At 40.5% G+C, this 21,700-nt stretch carries 26 protein-coding genes; 24 read left to right on the top strand and 2 right to left on the bottom strand.

Annotated features, from left to right (window positions below):
* Nucleotides 1–190: 190 nt before the first annotated feature.
* The 10 genes from EDD57_RS12490 (at nt 191) to EDD57_RS12445 (ending at nt 8,319) form a co-directional block, all read left to right on the top strand.
* Nucleotides 191–904: a sugar phosphate nucleotidyltransferase gene (locus EDD57_RS12490; protein ID WP_131849751.1), complete on the top strand. Its 714-nt coding sequence runs from the start codon at nt 191–193 to the stop codon at nt 902–904.
* Nucleotides 905–940: 36 nt separating this feature from the next.
* A complete protein-coding gene (gene rfbB, locus EDD57_RS12485) occupies nt 941–1,909 on the top strand; it encodes a dTDP-glucose 4,6-dehydratase (RefSeq protein WP_131849750.1) in 969 nt (322 codons plus the stop codon).
* Between the two features lie 21 nt (nt 1,910–1,930).
* Nucleotides 1,931–2,797: a dTDP-4-dehydrorhamnose reductase gene (gene rfbD / locus EDD57_RS12480; RefSeq protein ID WP_131849749.1), complete on the top strand. Its 867-nt coding sequence runs from the start codon at nt 1,931–1,933 to the stop codon at nt 2,795–2,797.
* The gene (locus EDD57_RS12475) at nt 2,790–3,245 is read left to right on the top strand and encodes a dTDP-4-dehydrorhamnose 3,5-epimerase family protein (protein ID WP_131849748.1); all 456 of its coding nucleotides are present in this window, start codon (nt 2,790–2,792) and stop codon (nt 3,243–3,245) included. Before rfbD ends, EDD57_RS12475 begins: the two co-directional genes overlap by 8 nt.
* 17 nt (nt 3,246–3,262) lie before the next feature.
* A complete protein-coding gene (locus tag EDD57_RS12470) occupies nt 3,263–3,751 on the top strand; it encodes a hypothetical protein (RefSeq protein ID WP_131849747.1) in 489 nt (162 codons plus the stop codon).
* Nucleotides 3,738–4,508 (top strand): glycosyltransferase family 2 protein, encoded by a 771-nt coding sequence (locus EDD57_RS12465; RefSeq protein ID WP_165873815.1) that lies wholly within the window; start codon nt 3,738–3,740, stop codon nt 4,506–4,508. Before EDD57_RS12470 ends, EDD57_RS12465 begins: the two co-directional genes overlap by 14 nt.
* A 6-nt stretch (nt 4,509–4,514) precedes the next feature.
* Complete coding sequence (locus EDD57_RS12460; protein ID WP_131849745.1) at nt 4,515–5,486, top strand: CgeB family protein; 972 nt, start codon at nt 4,515–4,517, stop codon at nt 5,484–5,486.
* Nucleotides 5,407–6,141 carry an adenylyl-sulfate kinase gene (gene cysC / locus EDD57_RS12455; RefSeq protein ID WP_341539671.1) on the top strand — a complete coding sequence of 245 codons (735 nt, stop codon included), beginning with the start codon at nt 5,407–5,409 and terminating at the stop codon, nt 6,139–6,141. Before EDD57_RS12460 ends, cysC begins: the two co-directional genes overlap by 80 nt.
* Nucleotides 6,142–6,157: 16 nt before the next feature.
* Complete coding sequence (locus EDD57_RS12450; RefSeq protein WP_131849743.1) at nt 6,158–7,546, top strand: alkaline phosphatase family protein; 1,389 nt, start codon at nt 6,158–6,160, stop codon at nt 7,544–7,546.
* 77 nt (nt 7,547–7,623) lie between these two features.
* Nucleotides 7,624–8,319, top strand: coding sequence for a DUF4937 domain-containing protein (locus EDD57_RS12445; protein ID WP_131849742.1), 696 nt, complete (start codon nt 7,624–7,626; stop codon nt 8,317–8,319).
* 31 nt (nt 8,320–8,350) lie between these two features.
* Here the strand turns inward: EDD57_RS12445 and EDD57_RS12440 are convergent, their stop codons facing one another.
* The gene (locus tag EDD57_RS12440; protein ID WP_165873814.1) at nt 8,351–9,703 is read right to left on the bottom strand and encodes a sulfatase family protein; all 1,353 of its coding nucleotides are present in this window, start codon (nt 9,701–9,703) and stop codon (nt 8,351–8,353) included.
* Nucleotides 9,704–9,907: 204 nt separating this feature from the next.
* On the opposite strand from EDD57_RS12440, the gene EDD57_RS12435 reads away from it, so the two are divergent.
* From EDD57_RS12435 to EDD57_RS12420, 6 genes are all read left to right on the top strand, one after another.
* Entirely contained in the window at nt 9,908–10,213 is a 306-nt protein-coding gene (locus tag EDD57_RS12435) for a hypothetical protein (RefSeq protein ID WP_131849740.1), read from the top strand.
* 100 nt (nt 10,214–10,313) lie between these two features.
* On the top strand, nt 10,314–10,481 hold the full coding sequence (locus EDD57_RS14500; protein WP_165873813.1) for a hypothetical protein: 168 nt from the start codon (nt 10,314–10,316) through the stop codon (nt 10,479–10,481).
* A gap of 54 nt (nt 10,482–10,535) precedes the next feature.
* The gene (locus EDD57_RS12430; RefSeq protein ID WP_165873812.1) at nt 10,536–10,781 is read left to right on the top strand and encodes a clostripain-related cysteine peptidase; all 246 of its coding nucleotides are present in this window, start codon (nt 10,536–10,538) and stop codon (nt 10,779–10,781) included.
* A 294-nt stretch (nt 10,782–11,075) separates the two neighbouring features.
* Nucleotides 11,076–11,243 (top strand): hypothetical protein, encoded by a 168-nt coding sequence (locus EDD57_RS14495; RefSeq protein WP_165873811.1) that lies wholly within the window; start codon nt 11,076–11,078, stop codon nt 11,241–11,243.
* Nucleotides 11,244–11,583: 340 nt separating this feature from the next.
* Entirely contained in the window at nt 11,584–12,804 is a 1,221-nt protein-coding gene (locus tag EDD57_RS12425; RefSeq protein WP_131849738.1) for a VanW family protein, read from the top strand.
* 191 nt (nt 12,805–12,995) lie between these two features.
* On the top strand, nt 12,996–13,604 hold the full coding sequence (locus tag EDD57_RS12420; RefSeq protein WP_131849753.1) for a glycosyltransferase family A protein: 609 nt from the start codon (nt 12,996–12,998) through the stop codon (nt 13,602–13,604).
* Nucleotides 13,605–13,657: 53 nt separating this feature from the next.
* On the opposite strand, the gene EDD57_RS12415 is transcribed toward EDD57_RS12420, so the two are convergent.
* On the bottom strand, nt 13,658–14,113 hold the full coding sequence (locus EDD57_RS12415) for a hypothetical protein (RefSeq protein ID WP_131849737.1): 456 nt from the start codon (nt 14,111–14,113) through the stop codon (nt 13,658–13,660).
* 101 nt (nt 14,114–14,214) lie between these two features.
* On the opposite strand from EDD57_RS12415, the gene EDD57_RS12410 reads away from it, so the two are divergent.
* The 8 genes from EDD57_RS12410 (at nt 14,215) to EDD57_RS12375 (ending at nt 21,598) form a co-directional block, all read left to right on the top strand.
* Nucleotides 14,215–15,234, top strand: coding sequence for a CgeB family protein (locus EDD57_RS12410; protein WP_165873810.1), 1,020 nt, complete (start codon nt 14,215–14,217; stop codon nt 15,232–15,234).
* A gap of 129 nt (nt 15,235–15,363) precedes the next feature.
* Nucleotides 15,364–16,227 (top strand): HesA/MoeB/ThiF family protein, encoded by an 864-nt coding sequence (locus tag EDD57_RS12405; protein WP_131849735.1) that lies wholly within the window; start codon nt 15,364–15,366, stop codon nt 16,225–16,227.
* 18 nt (nt 16,228–16,245) lie between these two features.
* Nucleotides 16,246–17,106 (top strand): HesA/MoeB/ThiF family protein, encoded by an 861-nt coding sequence (locus EDD57_RS12400; protein WP_131849734.1) that lies wholly within the window; start codon nt 16,246–16,248, stop codon nt 17,104–17,106.
* Between the two features lie 26 nt (nt 17,107–17,132).
* Nucleotides 17,133–17,570 (top strand): DUF441 family protein, encoded by a 438-nt coding sequence (locus tag EDD57_RS12395; RefSeq protein WP_131849752.1) that lies wholly within the window; start codon nt 17,133–17,135, stop codon nt 17,568–17,570.
* Nucleotides 17,571–17,584: 14 nt separating this feature from the next.
* On the top strand, nt 17,585–18,625 hold the full coding sequence (locus tag EDD57_RS12390; RefSeq protein WP_131849733.1) for an alpha/beta hydrolase: 1,041 nt from the start codon (nt 17,585–17,587) through the stop codon (nt 18,623–18,625).
* 14 nt (nt 18,626–18,639) lie between these two features.
* A complete protein-coding gene (locus EDD57_RS12385; protein ID WP_131849732.1) occupies nt 18,640–20,019 on the top strand; it encodes a LeuA family protein in 1,380 nt (459 codons plus the stop codon).
* A 134-nt stretch (nt 20,020–20,153) separates the two neighbouring features.
* Complete coding sequence (gene rfbC, locus EDD57_RS12380) at nt 20,154–20,687, top strand: dTDP-4-dehydrorhamnose 3,5-epimerase (protein WP_131849731.1); 534 nt, start codon at nt 20,154–20,156, stop codon at nt 20,685–20,687.
* A complete protein-coding gene (locus tag EDD57_RS12375; RefSeq protein WP_131849730.1) occupies nt 20,684–21,598 on the top strand; it encodes an NAD-dependent epimerase/dehydratase family protein in 915 nt (304 codons plus the stop codon). Before rfbC ends, EDD57_RS12375 begins: the two co-directional genes overlap by 4 nt.
* Nucleotides 21,599–21,700: the final 102 nt, after the last annotated feature.

Below are 21,700 nucleotides of genomic sequence, written 5' to 3'. Positions count from 1 at the left end.
GGAGAAACCATCGCCATAAACGATATTTGAGTCAATTCACACAAAAACCTCTTCTAAACTTGTTGTTCAGAAGAGGTTTGTCTGCAGTCTGAAAGACCCAAAGGACAAGCCTTTGGGTCTTTCTTTTGTACTAGTTTGGTACTAGATGAATATTCTATATATATCATACTCATTTGAGGAGGGTCTAGATATGAAAGGTGTTATTTTAGCAGGTGGAACAGGCTCGCGTCTTTATCCACTGACAAAAGTGACGAACAAGCATTTATTGCCTGTAGGGAATACTCCTATGATTTATCATCCCATCAAAAAGTTGATCGAAGCAGGGATCAGAGAAATATGTATTGTGACGGGTGTAGAGCATATGGGAGAAGTCGTACGGCTCTTAGGAAGTGGAGACCAATTTGAGGCTGAGTTTACGTATCGTGTACAGGATAAACCAGGAGGCATCGCCCAGGCGCTATATTTGGCGAGGCATTTTACTGGTGATGATTTAATGGTAGTATTGTTAGGAGATAATGTCTTCGCAGATTCAATTACACCCTATGTGGAGGATTATGTAGCTCAAGGAAGCGGTGCGAAAATTTTATTAAAAGAAGTCGAACATCCTCAACGTTTTGGCGTGGCTGAACTAGATGGAAATCGTGTTCGATCGATTGAAGAGAAACCACGAAACCCCAAGAGCTCTTATTGTGTGACGGGCGTTTATATGTATGATTCAAAAGTATATCAATATATCGAGCAACTAGAGCCTTCAAAGCGGGGTGAATTTGAGATTACGGATATAAACAATAAATATATTGAACAAGATATTTGTTCTTACGATATCCTCTCAGATTGGTGGACCGATGCGGGTACATTTGAATCTTTAATAAGAGCCAACCAATTTGCATCAGAGACAAAATAGACAAATGAAAATATCAGCATGAAAGGGGAGTCAATTTTGGCAACCATTTTAGTGACGGGTGGAGCAGGGTTTATAGGGAGTCATTATATTCAGTTTATGCTGGATCATACCGATCACACAGTAATCAATGTTGACAGCTTAACCTATTCCGCCAATCGATTTAACAACATAGACGCGGAGCTAAACCCTCAATATCAATTTGTACAGGTTGATCTGACTGACCCGTTGCAAGTATCCCAATTATTTGATCGCTTTTCATTTACGGATGTAGTGCATTTTGCAGCGGAGTCACATGTAGATCGAAGCATTCATTTAGGTGCAGAGCCCTTCCTTATGACTAATGTGATGGGAACATATCGTTTACTCGAGGAAGTTCGACGCCGCGGAATCGAGAGATTTATTCAGATTTCCACGGATGAAGTATACGGTGATTTTCCTCATGGGAGTGCGAATGAAGAGACGAATCTCTCTCCTGGAAATCCGTATGCAGCAAGTAAGGCAGGCGCTGATTTATTATGTATGTCATATGCTAATACGTATAATTTACCCATTATCATTACGCGTTGTACCAATAACTACGGTCCTAGACAACATCCTGAAAAGTTGATTCCGAAGATGATTCAATCTCTGCGAGCGGGTAAACCCGTTACCTTGTATGGGGATGGTTCCATGCAAAGAGATTGGATTTATGTACATGATCATTGTACAGGAGTAGAAGCGGTTCGAACGAAGGGGAACTCAGGAGAAATCTATCATATTGGTTCAGGGAAGCCGATTCCGAATCTCGAAGTAGCAAAAATGGTATGTGATTTTATGAAGGCTTCTTATTCACTCATTGAGTTTATAGATGATCGTCCTGGCCACGATACAAGATATTGTTTGGATAATACAAAAATAAATCAAGAGTTGGGCTGGAATCCTACGATGACGTGGGAGGATGGAATTACTACAACCATGGATTGGTATCAATCTCAGACCGTTTGGTGGTCAGGAGTGAAATACTAAAGAAGTGAGTAGGGATAGAACGTGAAGATACTTGTAAACGGGGCAAACGGACAACTGGGGCAATCGATTATTCAAGATTGGTCTGGTCTAGAAGGGATATCGGTAAAAGGATTTAGCCGTTTAGAGTGGGACATTGCAGATGCACAGCAAACGATTCAGATCATGAATGAAGAACAGCCTGATGTCGTAATCCATTGCGCTGCCTATACAAAAGTGGATGAAGCTGAGGGAACGGGTGGGTATTCCTCCTATCAAGTAAATGTAGAGGGAACTCGTAATGTAGCCTCAGCTTGTCAAAGAGTGGGGGCGAGGATGGTTTATGTCAGTACAGATTATGTATTTGATGGGAATCAATCGTCTGGATGTACGGAATCAGCACCCACAAATCCATTAAATTGGTATGGACAAACAAAACGGTTAGGCGAGCTCTGGACTTTGGCATTATGTAAAAATAGCGTAGTCGTTCGCACTTCTTGGCTATATGGGATAGATGGGGCTAATTTTGTCTGGACGATGCTAAATCTAGCAAAGAAGCAGGATATGCTTTATGTAGTAGATGATCAATATGGCTCACCCACTTACACAAGAGATCTGGGGGATGGATTATATCGACTCATTCATACCCCACAAGTAAAAGGGATTGTCCATATGAGTAATGTAGGTGGCTGTACGTGGTATCACTTTGCTAAAAAAATATTTTTATTTGCCGATTTGGAGATGCAGGTAGTTCCTGTGGAAACAAAGGAGTTTATCAGACCAGCCCAGAGGCCCGTTACTTCAAATTTGATTCATAGTCGAGCGGGAGAAGGAATTGAACATCTACCACATTGGACAAAAGGGTTAGCGAGATTCTTTTTAGATGGAAGGGAGAGAGGACTTCTTGATTGAGGGAGTAGTCTATAAAAAATGTGTAAAGCATTGTGATGATCGTGGTTATTTTACTGAGCTAGTGAGAGATGATGAAGGGCTCCTACAACACTTTGGACAAATGTCAGCCTCTTTGACATATCCAGGAGTGATCAAAGCATTTCACTATCATAAAAAGCAAGATGATATATGGTATTTTCCTGCAGGTAATGCTCAGGTTGTTTTATACGACTTACGAGAGGAATCCAGTACATATCGTCAAACGGATGTGTATTATTTAGGAGAGTTAAATCCGAGTGTGCTCTTGATTCCAACAGGAGTCGCACATGGCTATCGTGTCTTGGGGAATGAACCTGCTGTCATTGTTTATCTAACAACAAAATCGTATCAGGCAAGCGATCCAGATGAATACCGGATTGCTTATAATGACCCGGAAATCAATTTTAATTGGGAAACACAATTTAAATAAAGAAGGAGGAAGGGCGAATGATTTCATCAGGGAAGCGTCGATTTTGGATTGCAACCCATGAGGATTGGATTCGCCCTTCTTTAAAAAGCGAAGTTTTTTCTTTCATGGGGGATTTTTTTAAAAACTCAAATTGCAAATTAGTTTGCTTTACAAACAAAGTGCTACAACATCAACATATACAATACATACCACTGGCTCAGAGTGAACGATTATGGAAAGAAGCTCATGCCATCCTTACGTTTGCTCCCCAAGAGACCAGCATGAAGGAAATTCATAGTAAGTCATTATTGCAGGGGATTCCTGTGATTACAGATGATGAAGGTGACCACAGTTATTATGTGAATCATTTGTATACAGGCTATGTAGTCGATTTAAAAAAATGGCGTCAGAATTTACTCTCAGCTGTAGAGATGATGGTAAAAGAGCCATCTGCATGGTTAACGATGCGAGCAAATGCGAAGAGAATGGGGAAGATCCACTGGGGGAAATGGGATGGGGAGGTTTGAAGATCACTCTGTAAGTATCATCATTCCAGTAAAAGACGAGTGGGTCTTAACAAGAGAATGCGTCGCGAGGATTTTACAACATACGAAATGTAAACAGATCCAAATTATCTTAATAAATAATGGCTCACAAGAGAAACCACCGCCATTTCTACTCAAACATCCTTTGATTACTTGGATTCATAACCAATGGAATCGAGGCTTTGCTAGTGCCACGAACCAAGGTTTACGGGCTGCGACAGGGGATTATTTGGTATGTTTAAACAATGATACTCGTCCGGGTCCGAGATGGTTGGCGCAATTGATTCAAGCACTACAAGAGTCTCCGCAATGTGGCATGGTAGGCCCTGTTTCAAACAGAGTTATCCCTGAACAGAAGATACAGGTTCCTTCATTGGATTCAAAAGTGGATATTGATCTCTTTACAAAAGAGTACAATCAGACAGATTCATCAAAATGGAGAAAAAGCAATCGCTTATCAGGTTTTTGTCTTGTGTTTCCGCGCTCTATCTATGAGGAAATAGGAGAAATGGATGAACGATATGGTTTAGGTACGTACGAAGATGATGATTACTCCTATCGTGTGAGAAAGGCTGGATTTGATTGTGTGGTTGCGGGTGACACGTATCTTCATCATTACGGGAGTCAAAGCTTTCAACGGAGACCTTATCAAGAATTTAAAAAGCTATTAAAGCAAAACAGAGCCTATTTCATTCGAAAATGGGGTATTTCTCCGCCTGGAGAGAGAGAAGGGGAGTAGGGGCTGGTGCAGATTGTCTATTTGCGATCAGGTATCAAAAAACCATTTACCTTCATTGATCAGATGATTATCCTTGCGTGTAAAAAACTAGGACATAATGTTATTATATGGGGTCCTGGAGATGAATTTGAGCAAAATTGGAGTCACATGAAAGATCGGATAAGTCCTCAGCTTATTTTGGCCATGCATGGTGAAAGATTAACACCTAGTAATCGACAGCTTTTAAAATCGATTCCCCTCCCGAAAGCAATCTGGTTTACAGATGATCCATATGCGATCGATAAAGCGAAACCCTTAGCACCATTGTTTGATTACATCTTTACAAATGAATCACAGGCAGTTCCTGTCTATCAGGCTCAATGCCCCTCGGCAATTGTCCACCACCTTCCCCTAGCAATCTCCTCTGATACCTACCAACCTCGAAAACAAATCTCTAAGAAGTATCTTTCTGACTTAGTAATGGTCGGATGCGGATTTGAAAACCGGATTCGATTTTTAAAGGCATTGGCCCCATCGGTACGCCTTATGAGAACGAAACTAGTAGGTCCTGGTTGGACGCGATTCTCTGAGAAAAAAGAGTATCAAGTCCATCCGCACTGGGTATCAGAACTTGAAGCAAATTATTATTATTGCGGTGCTAAAATGGTGCTAAACTTGCATCGTTCTCATGATGATCCCCACTTAAAACAAAATAGTCAACAAATTAAGGCACATACTCCAAATAATCGATTGTTTGAGATTGCTGCGTGTCAATCGTTTCAGTTAATTGATCAACGCCCAGACCTATCCTCTTTATACGAGATTGGAAAGGAAATCATTTCTTTTTCAGGAATGGAAGATTTTCTAGAGAAAAGTAAGTTTTATCTACCACGCGTACGATTACGCGAACAAATTGCTCATGCGGCCTATATACGGACGAAGAAGGACCACAGCTATGAAGAACGGATACAAAAAATACTTTCTATCTGTGTCATGTAAGCTCTTTCCATCATCTTGCCTTCAAATAGGCGGGGATGCGCACAGTAAACGGACGAACAGTAGGCATAAGCATACTCCAAGCCTCCTTCTTGCACATATAGTAAAAACATGGAGGGGAGTTCTGATGACGAAGGAAGGGTTTACACTATGGTTTACAGGACTATCTGGTGCAGGAAAAACAACAATTGCCAAGTTAGTTGAATTCCTATTACAAGATAAGATGAAGGTTCGGGTACAGCTCTTAGACGGAGATTTATTAAGAGAGGTAATCAATCAGGATTTAGGTTTTAGTAGAGAAGATCGGATGAAACAGATAAAGCGTGCTGTATTTATGACACGACTTTTAAACCAAAATGGCGTTCATGTCCTTGCTTCGTTTATTACCCCTTATGAAGAGATGAGGGAGTATTGTTGTTCTCATATTCCGAATTACCATGAAGTTTTTGTGGATTGTTCTTTAGAAGAGTGTATCCAGCGTGATGTGAAAGGTCTTTATAAAAAGGCCATAGCCGGACAGATCAATCAATTTACAGGAATTAGTGATCCCTTTGAAATTCCCTTGGAACCAGATTTGATTTTAGATACCGTGACGGAATTGCCAGAAGAGAGTGCAGAGAAAGTTCTTTCATATATATTGGATAAGCAACTGATTTAGAAAGGAGGACATAAAGTTGGCACGACCAAAAGTAGCGTTGATTGGCCTTGATTGTGCGGAACCAAGCTTAGTATTTGATCGTTGGATCCATGATCTACCCAATATTAAGCGAATTATGGAAAGTGGAGTGTACGCACCCTTACGTAGTTGTGATCCTCCTATAACGGTTCCTGCATGGGCATGTATGATGACGGGAAAAGATCCAGGGCAATTAGGTTTCTACGGATTTCGAAATCGAGCAGGGTATGATTATCTCGATGTAGGTCTAGTGGATAGTAGCCAGCTAAATGAACCGACAGTCTGGGATCAATTAGGAAAATACGGCTACAAATCCATCATAATGGGAGTTCCACCGACCTATCCACCTAAACCAATGAAAGGTTGTCTCGTCAGCTGTTTTCTAACTCCAGACCAGTCTGCAACACATACCTATCCGCCTGAATTACAAGAGGAAATCAAAGAAAATGTAGGGGATTATCAATTCGATGTAAAGCATTTTCGTACACACTTAGTAGAGGAATTAACCGGTGATATCTATCAAATGACGGAGACGAGATTTAAGACAGCAAAATATTTGTTGGAACATAAGGAATGGGATTTCTTTGCTATGGTTGAGATGGGAATTGATCGGATGCATCATGCATTCTGGCATTACATGGATGAGACACATGTATTACACAAACCATCTCCTTATCACGATGTCATATTTCGATATTATCAATTTGTAGACCAACAAATAGGGGAGCTATTGGAACACATTCCAGAAGGAACCCACGTATTTATCGTCTCAGATCATGGAGCGAAGAAGATGGATGGTGGATTCTGCTTAAACGAATGGCTCATAAAAGAAGGTTATCTAACATTAAAAGGACCTGTTACGGAACCCACTCCATTGACACCGGATCTAGTAAACTGGGATAAGACGAAAGCATGGGGGTACGGAGGATATTATGGACGGTTATGTCTGAATATCAAGGGGCGAGAACCACATGGAACTGTCCCATTTAAACATGCGGAGAAGCTTCGAAATGAAATCATCCAAAAGATTAAGAGAGTCCGAAATGAACTTGGGAACCTTATGAACAACAAAGTTTTTAAACCTCAGAAGCGCTACACAACAGTAAAAAATATTCCGCCTGATTTATTAATCTACTTTGGAGATTTATATTGGAGGTCGGTTGGAACAGTGGGAAATGGGACTCTTTTTGTCAAAGAAAATGATACGGGTCCAGATGGCGCTAATCACGATTATAATGGTATCTTTATTCAGGGGATCAAGAATAGAGATACTCGTAAATTTAGGCGGGTAGATCGCTTGCATATCACAGATGTAGCCCCTACTATTTTAAATATCTTTCAGCTTCCGCCCATGAAAGGGATTCTAGGAAAAGCCAAGGTGTGGTAGAAGATAGGAGCAACTTTATTCAAACAAGTTGCTCCTATTAGTAATAGTTTATATAATTTGATAAAAAGGAGTACGACATGCTATTAAAATTCATCCAATGTCACGTGAAGATAAGTAACAAAAATGCATTCTCTAAGGCCCAGCAAAAGTGGAAAGAGATAAGGAAATCCAAAGGATTTAAGGGGCAGATCGGAGGCTGGGGTGATCGTGATCGTGGACAAGCAACGATCTTGTCTCTATGGGATACAGAAGAAAACTACCAGACCTTCATGAAAGAAAAGCACGATCCTATCTATGATAAAACCAAACAAAAAGATACTTTTCAATCTATGGAAGTACAAACATTTCAAGTAATAAAGCATTCCATGAATACAGATATCGATAAGGTCTGGAAGGAAGCAAGTGTGGTACAAGCCATTTTATGTAAGGTTGTACCTGAACAAGCCCACCGATTTATCGAGACACAGGAGAAGATGGTTGTACCGAACGTATCAAGTTTCGAAGGTGTGTTAGGGATGTGCTTGGGGCGTAAAGATCATACGTTTCTGGTTATAAGCTTTTGGGATCGCATGGTGAATCATGAGAATTATATGTTACATGCGTTTCAACATTTCCGTGAGCAAACAGAATCAGAGTCAGAGCAATATCTAACCCATGCGAAAGGATCTCTCTTACATATCGAGAAAAAATGGATTGTAAACCCGAAGAAGTATATTCGTAAGCTACGCAATTTAAATATATATAGCTCTTTAGATATTAAGAAAAACAAGTAGCCTTGCAAAGTTGAAAGGCTACTTGTTTTTCTTAATATCCTAACTCACTTAACCGCTTCTTCACCTTTTCCTCTTCTGCTACCGTTAGCCGGTTCATTTTTACTTTCACACCTTTCGTTAGAGGATCAGGTCTACGATATTTGCGAAGCATCTGGGCCACCCACTTTTTCATCTGATGTTGGAGATGCCGTGCTACCTGTGGATGTTCAGAGATTACATTCTTTTTTTCATGCGGATCTTGTTTGATGTTGTAGAGTTCAAACTTGGGATTTCCATAAACATCACGCTCTAGGGATTGGATGAGTTTCCATTGTTGATTACGAATGGATCGTTTACACTGCCAGTTTGCTTCACACGAGACGACAAATGGACGATGATTCTGTTTGTTTGCTAGTGAGAAATCCAAAAGAGATGTCCCGTCTATTGGACCCATCTCTTTTGGAATGGGGATCTCGGCCAGATCCATGATAGTAGGTACGATATCAGCATGTTGAACAAGTCGGCTTACGCGTTTTTGGCTAGGTAGTTTTTGTGGGCAGGTGATCATAAGAGGGACATGTAGTGTAGATTCGTAAAGTCCATGATGATCAAAGAAAATGTTATGTTCTCCCAAACTCTCACCATGATCGGAAGTTAAGATAATCATGGTATCTTCATAGATGCCGAGTTGCTTGATTTCTTCCACTAATTCTCCGATATAGTGGTCAACCTGTTTGACGGTTCCATCATAATCTTTTTGGATTTGAGCAATGCTCTTCTGATCCTGATTGTATTTAGATATAAAACTCCAAAGCGGCTCACGGAGGCAGGCTTTTAATGATGGTTCATTCGCCTGTGCCCGAACGGGTGACTGCTCTGAGGACCAATCTGCAAATTCTCCCTCTGGTTGATAGGGATAGTGTGGATCCCAATAATGGAGAAATAAAAAGAAGTCGGGATCTTGTGCGTGTTTCTTGAGCCAAGGAATCGCACTTTGGTTAATCTCTTTTGCACTGAGGTTAAGGTGTGTGGGTCGATTTTCAGAGGGATCCAAGTATGTGTCAAATCCCTTTTTAAACCATGGATTCGACTTTCCAGTAATTCGATAATTACAATCCACAGCAGCTGTTTTATAGCCTTTTCTCTGAAGAAACACAGGGAGTGGAATCAAACGCTGGGGGATCTTTGTTGGTTTCATATTTACGATGCCGTGTTGATATGGATTTTTACCCGTCAGCATGGTTGTAAAGCTGCTTTGGGTTACATTATTCTCAGCTATCATGTTCTCAAATAAAACCCCATCTTTAGCTAGTCCATCGATGTTAGGGCTAATGTCGTTATGGTATCCATAACATCCCAAACGGTCTGCTCGCAAGGTATCGATCGCAATGAGTATGATTTTCAAAAGTACACCTACTTTCCAACAGGATGATATGAATAACATATGATGAATGAGTGGAATAGGTGTTTATTTCAAAAAATAAGTAGCTCTCTAATTTCGGCGATTTTATATATTCATAGATTGTTTACAACTTTGAAATAAGTCGTGTATTACTTTGAAATAATATCCCCTATACTTACTCACACTTCAAGTAAAGGGGATATTCTAGTGACATATCGTAAGTGGGCTGTGGGATTTTTATCTACAGCGATGGTAACATCCGTTTCAAAAGAAGACACAAGCACCAGCTCCCGTAACAAAAAGAAAATCCCTGCTGGGGAGTATCTCCTATCTGTAGATTACGAAATAGAAAAAGATCCAGAGTCTGGTTTTTTTGTACATCCCTCCGAACTGGATGTCTCATATATGTATAAAATAAATGGAATTTTGATGGATGAAGTAGACAATACGATTCCTGAACTTCAAACGAAAGCTCCCACGAAGGATTTACCTACAACGAAACATGGCCTTTGAAGCCAGGAAGCAATCGCTTTAAGTTAATTGCGCTTGAAATGTCTGGGAACATGGCATCAGAGTCATTTGTAGTAGGTAGGGACTGAGAGGAGAAATATAAATGAAATTAGCAAAGGTAATGTTAGCAGGGATGATAACTCTACTATCCTTCGCATCTCCAAAAATGGCATCAGCTCCACCTCAGAGTGATTATACCTTAATGGTTTATATGGTAGGTTCTGATCTAGAGAGCGGTGGGGAAGCAGCTTCCACCAGCAACATTGACTGATTTCATAAATTGGTCCATGAAAAAATATCCCGCCAAAAAATATGGGATTGTATTGTGGAATCATGGTCTGGGCTCTGTCAAGGTCTATTGTGGAATCATGGTCTGGGCTCTGTCAAGGTCTATGGATCTGACGAGAAGCACAAACATGATGCGTTAACTCTATCAGAACTACAACAAGCATTTGATAAGTCGCAAGCAAAAACCAATAAATTTGATATGATTGGGTTCGACGCTTGTCTGATGGCAAATGTGGAAGTGGCTAAGCTATGGTCACTAGATCGACGACTTAGAATGAGCTGATATTCACGTTCAGCTTGTTTCATCATGAATTCTTCGTTACTCCCCAAACGAATAACCAATTCCTTTAAATCATTCAGTTCTTTGACTTTACGTTCATATATCGTTTTCCAATATTCGTTATTGGACGGATCTTCTACCATCCATTTTGCATCATGATTTTCTGCATATAACGATATGAACTGATCGAAAAGAGACTTCCGATCATCCCCTTTCAGGAAGATTAATTTGTTAATTGCTAAAAAGCGGAGGAGGTTTTGGGAGTAATGAGTATGATAGACTACGGAAGATAACAACATGAAAGGGAGTGAACAAGTTATGAATGGCATACATGAAATGATTGCGAAAATTTCTGAAAACCAAAAAAATCTTGCCCAAGATATTAGAGCAATGGTCATTGCTGCTGCTAATACTGGAAGAACAGAACAAGAAGCAAGGAATCTTCTGTTAAGGAAACAAAAATAATGATTTGTTTAAGGCCTAGTGATAGACTGCGGTTTGTGATAAGAACCCTATGAGCAAAGCATTTGTAAACGATTGGAAAAGTTACTGCGGCCTAGGACAGCTACCCTGTCACTAGGCCTAGTTGGGAAGTCGTTTATCTATATGGTTTCGATCTAACAGATTTTGCCCAAAATCGCTCTGTTTCTAATTTTACATCGGTTAAATAAGTTACCGATGATTTTGTTCAATTCGATTGTTTACAACTCTGAAATAAGTCGTTTGTTATTTTGAAATAACCTCCCCTTATACTGAGTACTTGTCACCAAGAGAAATAACAACGACATATAAGGGGAGAAACTGAGTGCAGGAAAAAGATAAAGGGAGAAAAGAGCCACTTAGGCTTGACCAAGAGGATATAGTGGATTCTGAAGGTGAAGAGACATCTGCTATCTTAAAGGAATCCAAGATAGATGAAGCCCGTTTGATGAATGGGGAAGGGCCTGTTGTATCAAAAAAAGAAGATCGACCTACTAAAGCCCTTGATCCTGAAAAGAAGAGCGCTAAAAAAACGAAAAAGTGGTTTGTCAGTACCTTAGCGTTTCTATTTATAGTAGGGGTTGTCTATCTCTGTGTTGCACAAGATGTGAGTAATCATCCTCGTGCCAGCAAAGAGAAGGTGAAAGTACCATCTCAGAAAATGATCCTAACAGCAAAAGGGAAAAATTTCGAGCTTGATTTGAGCACCATTGGCTACGATGGAAAAGACGTTTCTAAAATTGATCAGAAGAAGCTCACAGCATGGCTAGATGATGTGAAAAAACAAGTAGATGCACCTATGAAAAATGCCTCTCAGAAAAAAGTAGAGGATACCATTGCACCTGAGCAAGCGGGTTCAGTGGTTAATGTCAAAACAGTCCAAAAGTGGCTGACCGATATTAAGTCTTTAGTGAATCAAAAGAAAGAGCTTCCATTCATTACAGTTGAACCACAAGTTACTACTGAGGATATTAAAAAAGCAGATGATAAATTAGTGGGAACCTTTAAGACCACCTTTGATCCAGGGAAAGAAAATCGAACGAGTAATATCAAAAGAGCATCTGAAACGATTGACGGTATCGTCCTACTTCCAGGAGAAGAATTTTCATTTAATAACGTAGTTGGAGAACGCACGGCGGCGAGTGGCTATAAAAAAGCGGGTGTCATCGTTAAAGGAGAAGTCTCGGAGGATATTGGCGGGGGAATCTGCCAGGTTTCGAGTACGTTGTTTAATAGTGTAGATAAGGCAAATGTGCAAATTACCCGACGCATTTCTCATAGTAAAGAAGTTCCATATGTGCCACCAGGCAGAGATGCAACTGTCTCATGGGGAGGACCTGATTTCCGCTTTAAAAATAATTACAACAAGCCAATGGTGATTCGAATTACCATCAGCGGCGGGACGATTCAAATAAATACGTACACGGCCCCAGAAGCAGAAAGAGGAAAGAACCCGCCACTACCTCTAGAAAAGTTTAGTAAAAGTACGGATAGTGGAGTAAAGTCAGAGAAAGATAGTTCGGAAAAAGAAATCGAAACTCCATAGTTGAATATTGGATCGAGCGAAAATGCTTTGAGATATCTTTTTTAGATTATGTAGAGTTTTGAAAGAAACTTTATATGATGAATGAGTGGAATAGGTGTTTATTGAGTTAGTTGATATTGTCATATTCACGCTGTCTCCATAATAAAATAGAGCAATCTACTCCAACTATAAAGGAGATCATCCCATTGGAAATGAAATTATCTATTTTAGTCCCTACCACCATTGAACGACTTACCCATGCATCTAGGGCGATGGCTGAATTGAAAAGGCAAGCACACCAGCTTCCTGTAGAAGTATTAGTTTTAGTTGATAATAGAAAAAGCACGATAGGAGCTAAGAGAAATACGCTTATGGATCTAGCCCAAGGTGAATTTATCTCTTTTGTGGATGACGATGATCGCATAGAGATAGATTATGTTCAAGCTTTATTAGATTGTATCGACCAGCATCCGGATGCAGATTGTATTAATTTTGATGTAGAAGTAAATTTAAGTGGATTGGGTAAGAAGATTTGTAAGTACGATGTGAACTACTCACATTCTGAGGATGAACACTATTACTATCGAAAACCAAATACTCGAGTATGTTACGCAAAAAAAATAGCTGTCCAACACCGTTATCAGGATAGTAACTATGGAGAAGATGATGAATGGGGCTGGAGAGCATGTCAATCCATACAGAAGCAAGTTCAAGTAAATAAAACATTATATTATTATGATTATGTATTGAAAAGACCTTCTGATAACCATGCGTTAAGACGATGGGAAGATCATTTAATACATCAATCATTAAATAGATGAAACAAAAGAGAAATGGACTCACGCTAGGAATATCCATTTCTCTTTTATTTCGTTTACTTTGAAGGTGCTTCGGTTAAAGTTGCTTTGATTCTTGGAATGTAATATTTCGTAATGCCCTCGTAACCAGAATCAGTACCTACAACCAACCAGAGTTGACCTTTGCTATCTGATTTGATATAGAAAGGCCTGGATTCATTCTTGAAGTTTTTGATTTCATAGGACTTATCCGTTGTATGCAATTTGCCCAAATCGCCAATTCGTATTGTATTTTTCCCATCATTCTTTTGATGGCCATGATCGATATTCAATCGATTATATCCATCTTTTACATACGTCTGAGGATCAACTATAGAAGCTCCTGCTTTCACATGGAGAGAAGAGGCTGGCGATCCACCGATACCAAATGAACCTGCTGCTTCATTGGTGGCAATATCAAAATCGAAGTCCACCTTATACGTGGTATTTGGTTTCACTTTATGGGTCATATGTACAGGCTTGGTAACATACATAAACAAATCATCGCTATGGTTATTTCCACCTAATGAATGAACCTCAGGAAGACTCCCGCCATATAATATGCAGAAATCACTGTGTCTTGGGAAAGGACCAGATGTGTATGAGAATTTTCTTCATTTCATCGGGATGTGGGTTTGAGTTTCAGAATCATCTATCGGACGAGGACTCGAACATTTTAGCAGGATTTCAATCTATTGGGAAAAAGAGGTCAGATTTCCATTTTGACAAATTTATGATTCGACAAGATAAACGGAAAGAATTGATTCCGAAAATTAAGGAGTTTCGTCCTGATTTTATTTTGGTGTTTCGTGGACCGTTTTTGCCTGCTCATTATGTGACATCCATAAGGAAGATGAAGATTCCGATCGGAATCTGGGTGGTGGATGATCCCTATCGTTTGAAGACGCATAAAGAGTTAGTCCAGCCCTATAATTTAGTCATCACACAAGATAGTAATAGTGTTTCATTTTACCAAGAACTAGGGAAAACAGTGCTTCATTTGCCATTGGCGGTAAATCCAGATAAGTATCGGCCGATGAATGTAGGGGAGAAGTACCGATCTGATCTTTGTTTTGTAGGAAGTGCTTTCCCGATTCGAATCCGTTACTTTGATCAACTGACCCCGATCCTTTTAAAGAATAAAACCAAGATTATCGGTCAGTGGTGGGAAAAGCTAAAAAATTATTCTAAGTTAAAGAAGTGTGTTTTAAATAACCCCATTCCTCCTGATGAAGTAATAAAATATTACAATGGTGCGAAAATCGTACTGAATATTCATCGTACGAATAATGATCGAGAAGATAATCCGAAAAATATAGCAGCGCACACACCTAATAATCGCACCTACGAGATTGCAGCTTGTAAATCATTTCAACTAACTACATGGCGTACAGATCTTTATCAGCATTTTGCAGAGGAAGAGATTGCTAGTTTTCATACATTAGGTGAATTAAAGGAAAAAATTCATTATTACTTATCACGTGAAGAGGAACGAGCGGAAATGGCGGCAAAAGCATATCAAAATGTTCGCCGTATGCATACGTACCAGAAGCGAATTCATGATTTACTGGAGTATTTGGAAAATCATGTTCATTACAAGAAGAACCGTGGCTAAACACATAGTCGCGGTTTTATTTGTTTTTCTATACACAAAAGATAGGGAATTTGGCTCTTATGGACCATTACCTTCTATTCGTACCCACGATAAGATAGGGGTGCTGAAATACATAACCAGGAGGTCGACATGTTTTATTCATTTCAAAACGAATCCGATTTTTACCGGGAACTAGTTAAGAAAAACGTCGGTGTCTATTCAGAAGAAGAACAACTTACATTAAAAGAAGCGAAAGTCGTTATTTTTGGATTAGGAGGAGTAGGTGGGGTTCAAGCGATCCTCTGTACTCGTATGGGAATTGGGCATATCACGGGTGTGGATGCAGATGAGTTTGAAGTCTCAAATATGAATCGTCAGATGCTTGCATCCACTTCTGTATTAGGAGAAGCGAAGGCAAAAGTAGCTGAGAAAACAGTAAAAGATATCAACCCCTACATATCAACTCGATTTGTCCAAACGATGGTCGATGAAGAAAATGTAATCGATCTTATTAAAGGTCATGATGTCGTGATTGAAGCAGTCGATGATATGCCTTCAAGGGTTATTATCCATCGAACGGCTCGCGAGCTAGGAGTTCCAAGTGTGGGAATGTCGGGTAGCCCACCTAATCGTGGATTTGTATCTTCCTTTTTTCCAGATGGAGTTCATTATGAAGATATCTTAAATTTACCGGGTAAAGGGATCAAACTTACGGATGAAAGTGTGCGACAACAGATTGCAGACATAAAAAAAGAGCGAGCTAGATATTCAGTGGAACAAGGGGCCCCTAAGGAATGGGCAGAGCAATTTTGCGAAGGAAAAGCTGGCTGGATTATTACACCCGTGAGGGCCATGCTTTTAGCCACTTTTAGCTTTCATGAAGCAGTTCAAATTATAACGAAACGTACCCCTTCGGCTCTTGCACCTAAGGCGTTACTCATTAATCTGGATGCCGAACAGCCAGTCCAAATTAAAACAGCACCGGACGGTGGTTGGAATTACGCACATCTCTAAACCTAGGAGGAAATCAACATGGCAACCCAAACTACACAAAATCTATATGAAGCAAGCTTTGTTCGTAACTTAGGTGTTATTTCTAAAGAAGAACAAGAGAAGCTCCGGAATGGACGTGTCACAGTAGTAGGAGCAGGTGGAGTGGGAGGAATTACGCTGATCCAACTAGCCCGCATGGGAGTTGGACATATTCATGTGATTGACCGTGATGTGTTTGAAGCGAGTAATTTGAACAGACAAATGCTTAGTTCCGTAAGCCGAATTGATAAAAGCAAAGCAGAGTCTGCTAGAGAGACGCTCGAAGATATCAACCCAGATATCGAGGTAAAAGTAACGGAGCAGTTCGTAACAGAAGAGAATGCGGAAGAGTTGTTACAAGGTGCGGATGTGATCATCGATGCGACAGATAATCTGGTAGCACGAGTGATTATTCACCGTACTGCTGTGGAACTAGGGATTCCATCGATCTGGATTGCGGTAACCCCGCCATTTAGAGGAGGCGTTATGTCTCTTACACCTACTTCAACGCCATATGAAGTGGTTTTAAGCCATCCTTCCTATCAACAACCTTTGACTGAAGAGATGAAACAGAAGATTAATGCCTTAAAAGATGGGCGTGCTGTTCACTCTATCCAATACGGGGCAGACGAAAACTGGGCAAATTCTTATGTGAAAAAAGAGGCCCCATGGGCGGTTCTTGCTCCAGTCGCCAATATAGTAGGTGTTTTGGCTAGTTTTGAAGCGTTTAAATTTCTGGTAAAACGAGAGGACCTAAAACCAGTTATTGGGCCAGACTTAATCCGTATCAATCTCGCAAGTCATCAAATGGTAGAGGTACAAACGCCAGCGGATGGATACTGGGACAATACCGTTTTATAGGGTGAGGGATTCAGATGATTCAGGTTGTGATTACTTTTTTACTCATTGCAGGCGTATCAGCTCTTTTTAAAGATTATTGGTTAGCTTCCGCAGCAGTAGCGTTGCTCTTAGTTTACTTGATCCAATGGAAGCCTTTGATCATGCTGTTGCAGAAACATTCATTTCATGTAGGGATCTTCTTTTTGATGATTTTTCTCTTGTTTCCTTTAACCAATGAGAAGTTAAACTTACTTGCTTTAGCTAAGGAATTATTTTCTCCTATCGGGCTATTTGCACTCCTGGCTGGTTTTCTCGTTTCATATGTAGGAGGAAAAGGAATTGGCGTTCTTTCTACCCAGCCCGTTATCTTATTTGGCGTTATCATCGGCACGCTTGTTGCTGTTCTCTTTTTCCGTGGCCTCCCAGCAGGACTTATTATTGCAGCTGGATTGATTGCCATTTCCAAGTATTTTGTCTCAACATAGATGGAGGAAGTAAAATGAATTTCAAAAAAGTCTTACCTGTGCTAACTGTTATATCAATTGGACTAGCTAGCATCCTGAGCAGCTGTCAATCAAATACCAGTTCAACGCAAAAGAAAGAGCCGATTTCCTTAGAGGAAACCAAAATACCGACAGATGGCGGAGCTCAAATTTATCTCCGTCATAAGAAACAAACCAAAGCAAAAGAGGCTGTTCTCTTTCTAGAACCTTTTAGCGTTCCGACTGCAAAAGCATTCGATGTACCTGGCTATTCATGGATGGATGATTTAGCTAGCAAAGGATACGATACATGGGCGATGGACTTCAGAGGATTCGGGGGATCTACTCGTCCGGAGGAAATGAACCAACCTCCTAATCAAAACAAACCTGTGGTTACCCATACAGAAGCTCTAAAAGATCTAGCTGCCACTGTGGATCACATTAAGAAAACACAAAAGGTAGAGAAAGTAAGTATTGTGGGCTGGTCATGGGGAGCGGTAGTAGCAGGGGAATATGCAGCTCAGAAGCCAGAAAATGTGAATAAACTCGTTCTCTACGGGTTTATGCATGGATTTTCTCTTCCTTCGATGACAAAGCCGTTTGAATCCCCAGAAAAACCAGGTGAATTTAATCCTAAGTCGCCTGCGTATCAACTAATCGACTTTGACAAAGGAATGCATCATTGGCACATGATGATGAATGGAAAAGCGCTTGCCTCAGATGATGCGATGAAAAAAGTACGAACTACTTTTATAGAGTCTGATGAGACAAGTAAAACGAGAGAAAATCAAGCGATTCGTCGTCCTATGGGCCCGTTGCAAGATCTGTTTTCGATTTGGACAAACCACCCACTGTATGACGTATCGAAAATTACGGCGCCTACACTTGTCGTCTACGGAGATGCGGATTTCTTTGCCGAAAAAAATCTGTTGCAGAAGTTAACAGGGGTGAAGGATAAAAAAGAGGTTGTCGTTCCAGAGGCTACACACTGGGCCCTATATGAAAAGAATCGGGATCAACTTCTAAAAGCAACAGAACAATTCTTACAAACAAAGTAGCAATTGGGGGGAGAATGAGATTGCGTCTGAAAATATTAGACTCTACTCTGAGAGAGGGCGAACAGCAATTGGGGGTTCGCTTCCATAGTCAAGATAAAATCCACCTTCTTCACCTTTTAGAAGAATTTCAGGTCGATATCGTGGAAGTGGGTCATCCAGGGATTTCTGCAGAAGATGAACAAGTCTGCAAGGAGGTAGCAACTGCTGCTCGAAGCGTGGAAACACTCATGCATGCACGAGCTATTTCGGAGGAAGTCCAAGCTGTTTCTCGGGCTGGTGCAGACTGGATTGGAGTTTGGGCTTCGATTAATCCGGTTTCACTTACTGCTAAATTCGGCAATAAGTCACCTGCTCAGATAAAAGATCGAGTCGCTTACGCGATTGAAGAAGCAAAGAAGCTAGGACTCCAAGTTCGTTTTACGATTGAGGATGCCTCTCGCACTTCATGGGAAGACCTTTTCTATCTCGGAAAAGCCGCGGTGGAAGCAGGAGCAGATCGTATTAGTTTGGCGGATACAATTGGTATATGGACGCCTAGTGAGTGTGGAGAAATAGTAAAACGGGCTGTCGGAGAGATTCACTCTGATATCGAAGTTCATCTACATAATGATCTCGGATTGGCCACTGCTAATGCTCTAGCTGCCATGGATGCAGGAGCTTCGGTTATCGATACTTCGATACTGGGAATTGGAGAAAGAACCGGTATCGTGGATCTTCTTCAACTAGCCGTCATCTTAAAAGAGAAACAAGGCTTTCAGCATTTTCCGTTAGAAAGAATCCCTGAGCTGTCTCACGCAGTCCAATGGACAACTGGATTTCGTCCTGATCATCTGAGACCGATCGTAGGAAAAAATGCATTTACACATACATCTAGGTATCATGTACAAGCTGTACAAAAAGAGGCACATACCTATGAGATGTTCCCTCCAGAGCTGGTTGGGCGGAAAAGAAAGGTGATAGGGGAGAGGCCTCCAATAGCCTCTCCGGTGCTGTCTACGGCATTACGAGTTGGAAGTCCATTTGAAAAAGGAGCTTCTGAATTAAAATATCATCGCAACGGACCTGGAAATCGGTGGGTGCTTATGGATCATCGAGTGGATTCTCGCTCCACCTTATATGCGATTCAGCGTACTTTCGATGACAACGAACCTGAAAATCATGTAGATCGTCATACACATGATTGCGATAGTGTGTTTGTCTTCTGGGGAGATCATGCGGATGGAACTGGTTTAACTTGTTGTGTGCAAATGGAGAAAGAAGAGATGGTGGTTCATAGTCCAGCTTCGATCTTTATTCCAGCTGGAATCGAGCATGCTTATTATTACGTATCAGGTAAAGGAACCTATACCAATATTGTGTTAGCACCTGAATATAATCAAAGCTTACGTTCTTAGAACTGTGCTTACGTTCTTAGAACTGTAAAGGCGACCCTCGAGGGTCGCCTTATTTTTTAGTCATGTACCCTACATTTTAGGTATAAATATAGAAATAAATGGTCATTTAGTTCTAGGAGAGTGAGTGGTGTTCATTGATTTTTAAAGAGTTAGAATTAAAAGGTGCGTATGTCATTGAATTAGAGCCCATAGTAGATCATCGAGGTTTATTTGCAAGGACATGGTGCGAGAAAGAGTTTTCGGCACAAGGATTAACTACAAATTGGGTTCAATGCAATATCTCTGTTAATAGAAAAAAAGGAACAATTAGAGGGATGCACTATCAGGCTCCTCCATATGAGGAAGTCAAATTAGTTCATTGTGTCAAAGGTGCAATTTATGATGTTATTATCGATTTGCGGCCTGAGTCAGCTACTTTTAAAAAGTGGACCTCCGTTTTACTCGGAGGCGAAAATAGAAATAGTTTGTATATCCCTGAGGGATTTGCTCATGGCTTTCAAACGTTAGAGGATGAGACCGAGGTTTTCTATCAGATGGGGCAATATTTTCACCCCGACAGTGTGCAAGGAGTACGTTTTAATGATCCGGCTTTCCAGATAGAGTGGCCAGATTCGGAACATACTGCCATTTCGGAAAAAGACTTATCTTACGAGGATTTTAGGTTATGAAGAAGGTTTTAGTAACGGGAGCTAACGGTTGGGTCGGAAAGAATGTATTACAGCCATTGTTTGAAAAAGGGTATGAGGTTCACGCAACCAGCACGAGGGTAGTGGATTCCTCGTCTGATCCGTATAAATGGCATCATGTTAATTTACTTCATTTTCAAGATATCAAAGAAGTTATGCAACAAGTGAAACCTACTCATTTGCTTCATCTAGCATGGGAAGCGACCCCTGGACAATACTGGATGTCCAAGGATAATTATCGATGGGTTCAATCAAGTATAGAGTTAATCTCACATTTCGTTGATCATGGTGGGCAAAGAGTAGTTGTAGCGGGTACATGTGCAGAGTATGATTGGAATTATGGATATCTTACAGAAGAGACAACCCCTTGCTCCTACAAAACCCCTTATGCTACGGCCAAAAATGCATTACGATTATTAGTTCACTCATTTTCAGAGCTAGTAGGTTTGAGTTATGGCTGGGGAAGATTGTTTTTTTTGTACGGTCCAAATGAACATCCAAAAAGATTGGTTCCTTCCGTGATTTCTTCCATACTACAGAAAAAAGAGATTTTATGTACACATGGGGAACAGTATCGTGATTTTTTACACATAAAAGATGTGGCCAATGCTTTCATAGCCCTTTTGGAAAGCGATATTCAAGGAACTGTTAACATTGCTTCAGGACAGCCTGTCCAAGTGAAGGAGTTAATTTTAAAAATCGCACAAAAGATGGGGTATAATCAGCCTATTCAGTTTGGAGCGATTCCTTATCCTGAAAACGAATCATTATTTATGGCAGCGAACGCAGAGCGATTAAAACATATCGTTGGTTTTCGTCCAGAGTATACGCTGGATTCAGGATTAGAAGAGTCGATTCAATGGTGGAATAATGATGAAAAGAAACCCTTCTGAACAATTCCGGTTTAACCCCCGAAATATTGAGTGGATCTCTCTTATTCTCTGTAAATCGTAGATTTAGATATTATTCATTTAGTGTACTATACATTTACAACG

This window comes from Baia soyae (assembly GCF_004341445.1).
Lineage (GTDB): Bacteria > Bacillota > Bacilli > Thermoactinomycetales > Thermoactinomycetaceae > Baia > Baia soyae.
The sequence above is the reverse complement of the archived record's forward strand: the minus strand, read 5'-3'. Positions and strand labels throughout refer to the sequence as shown.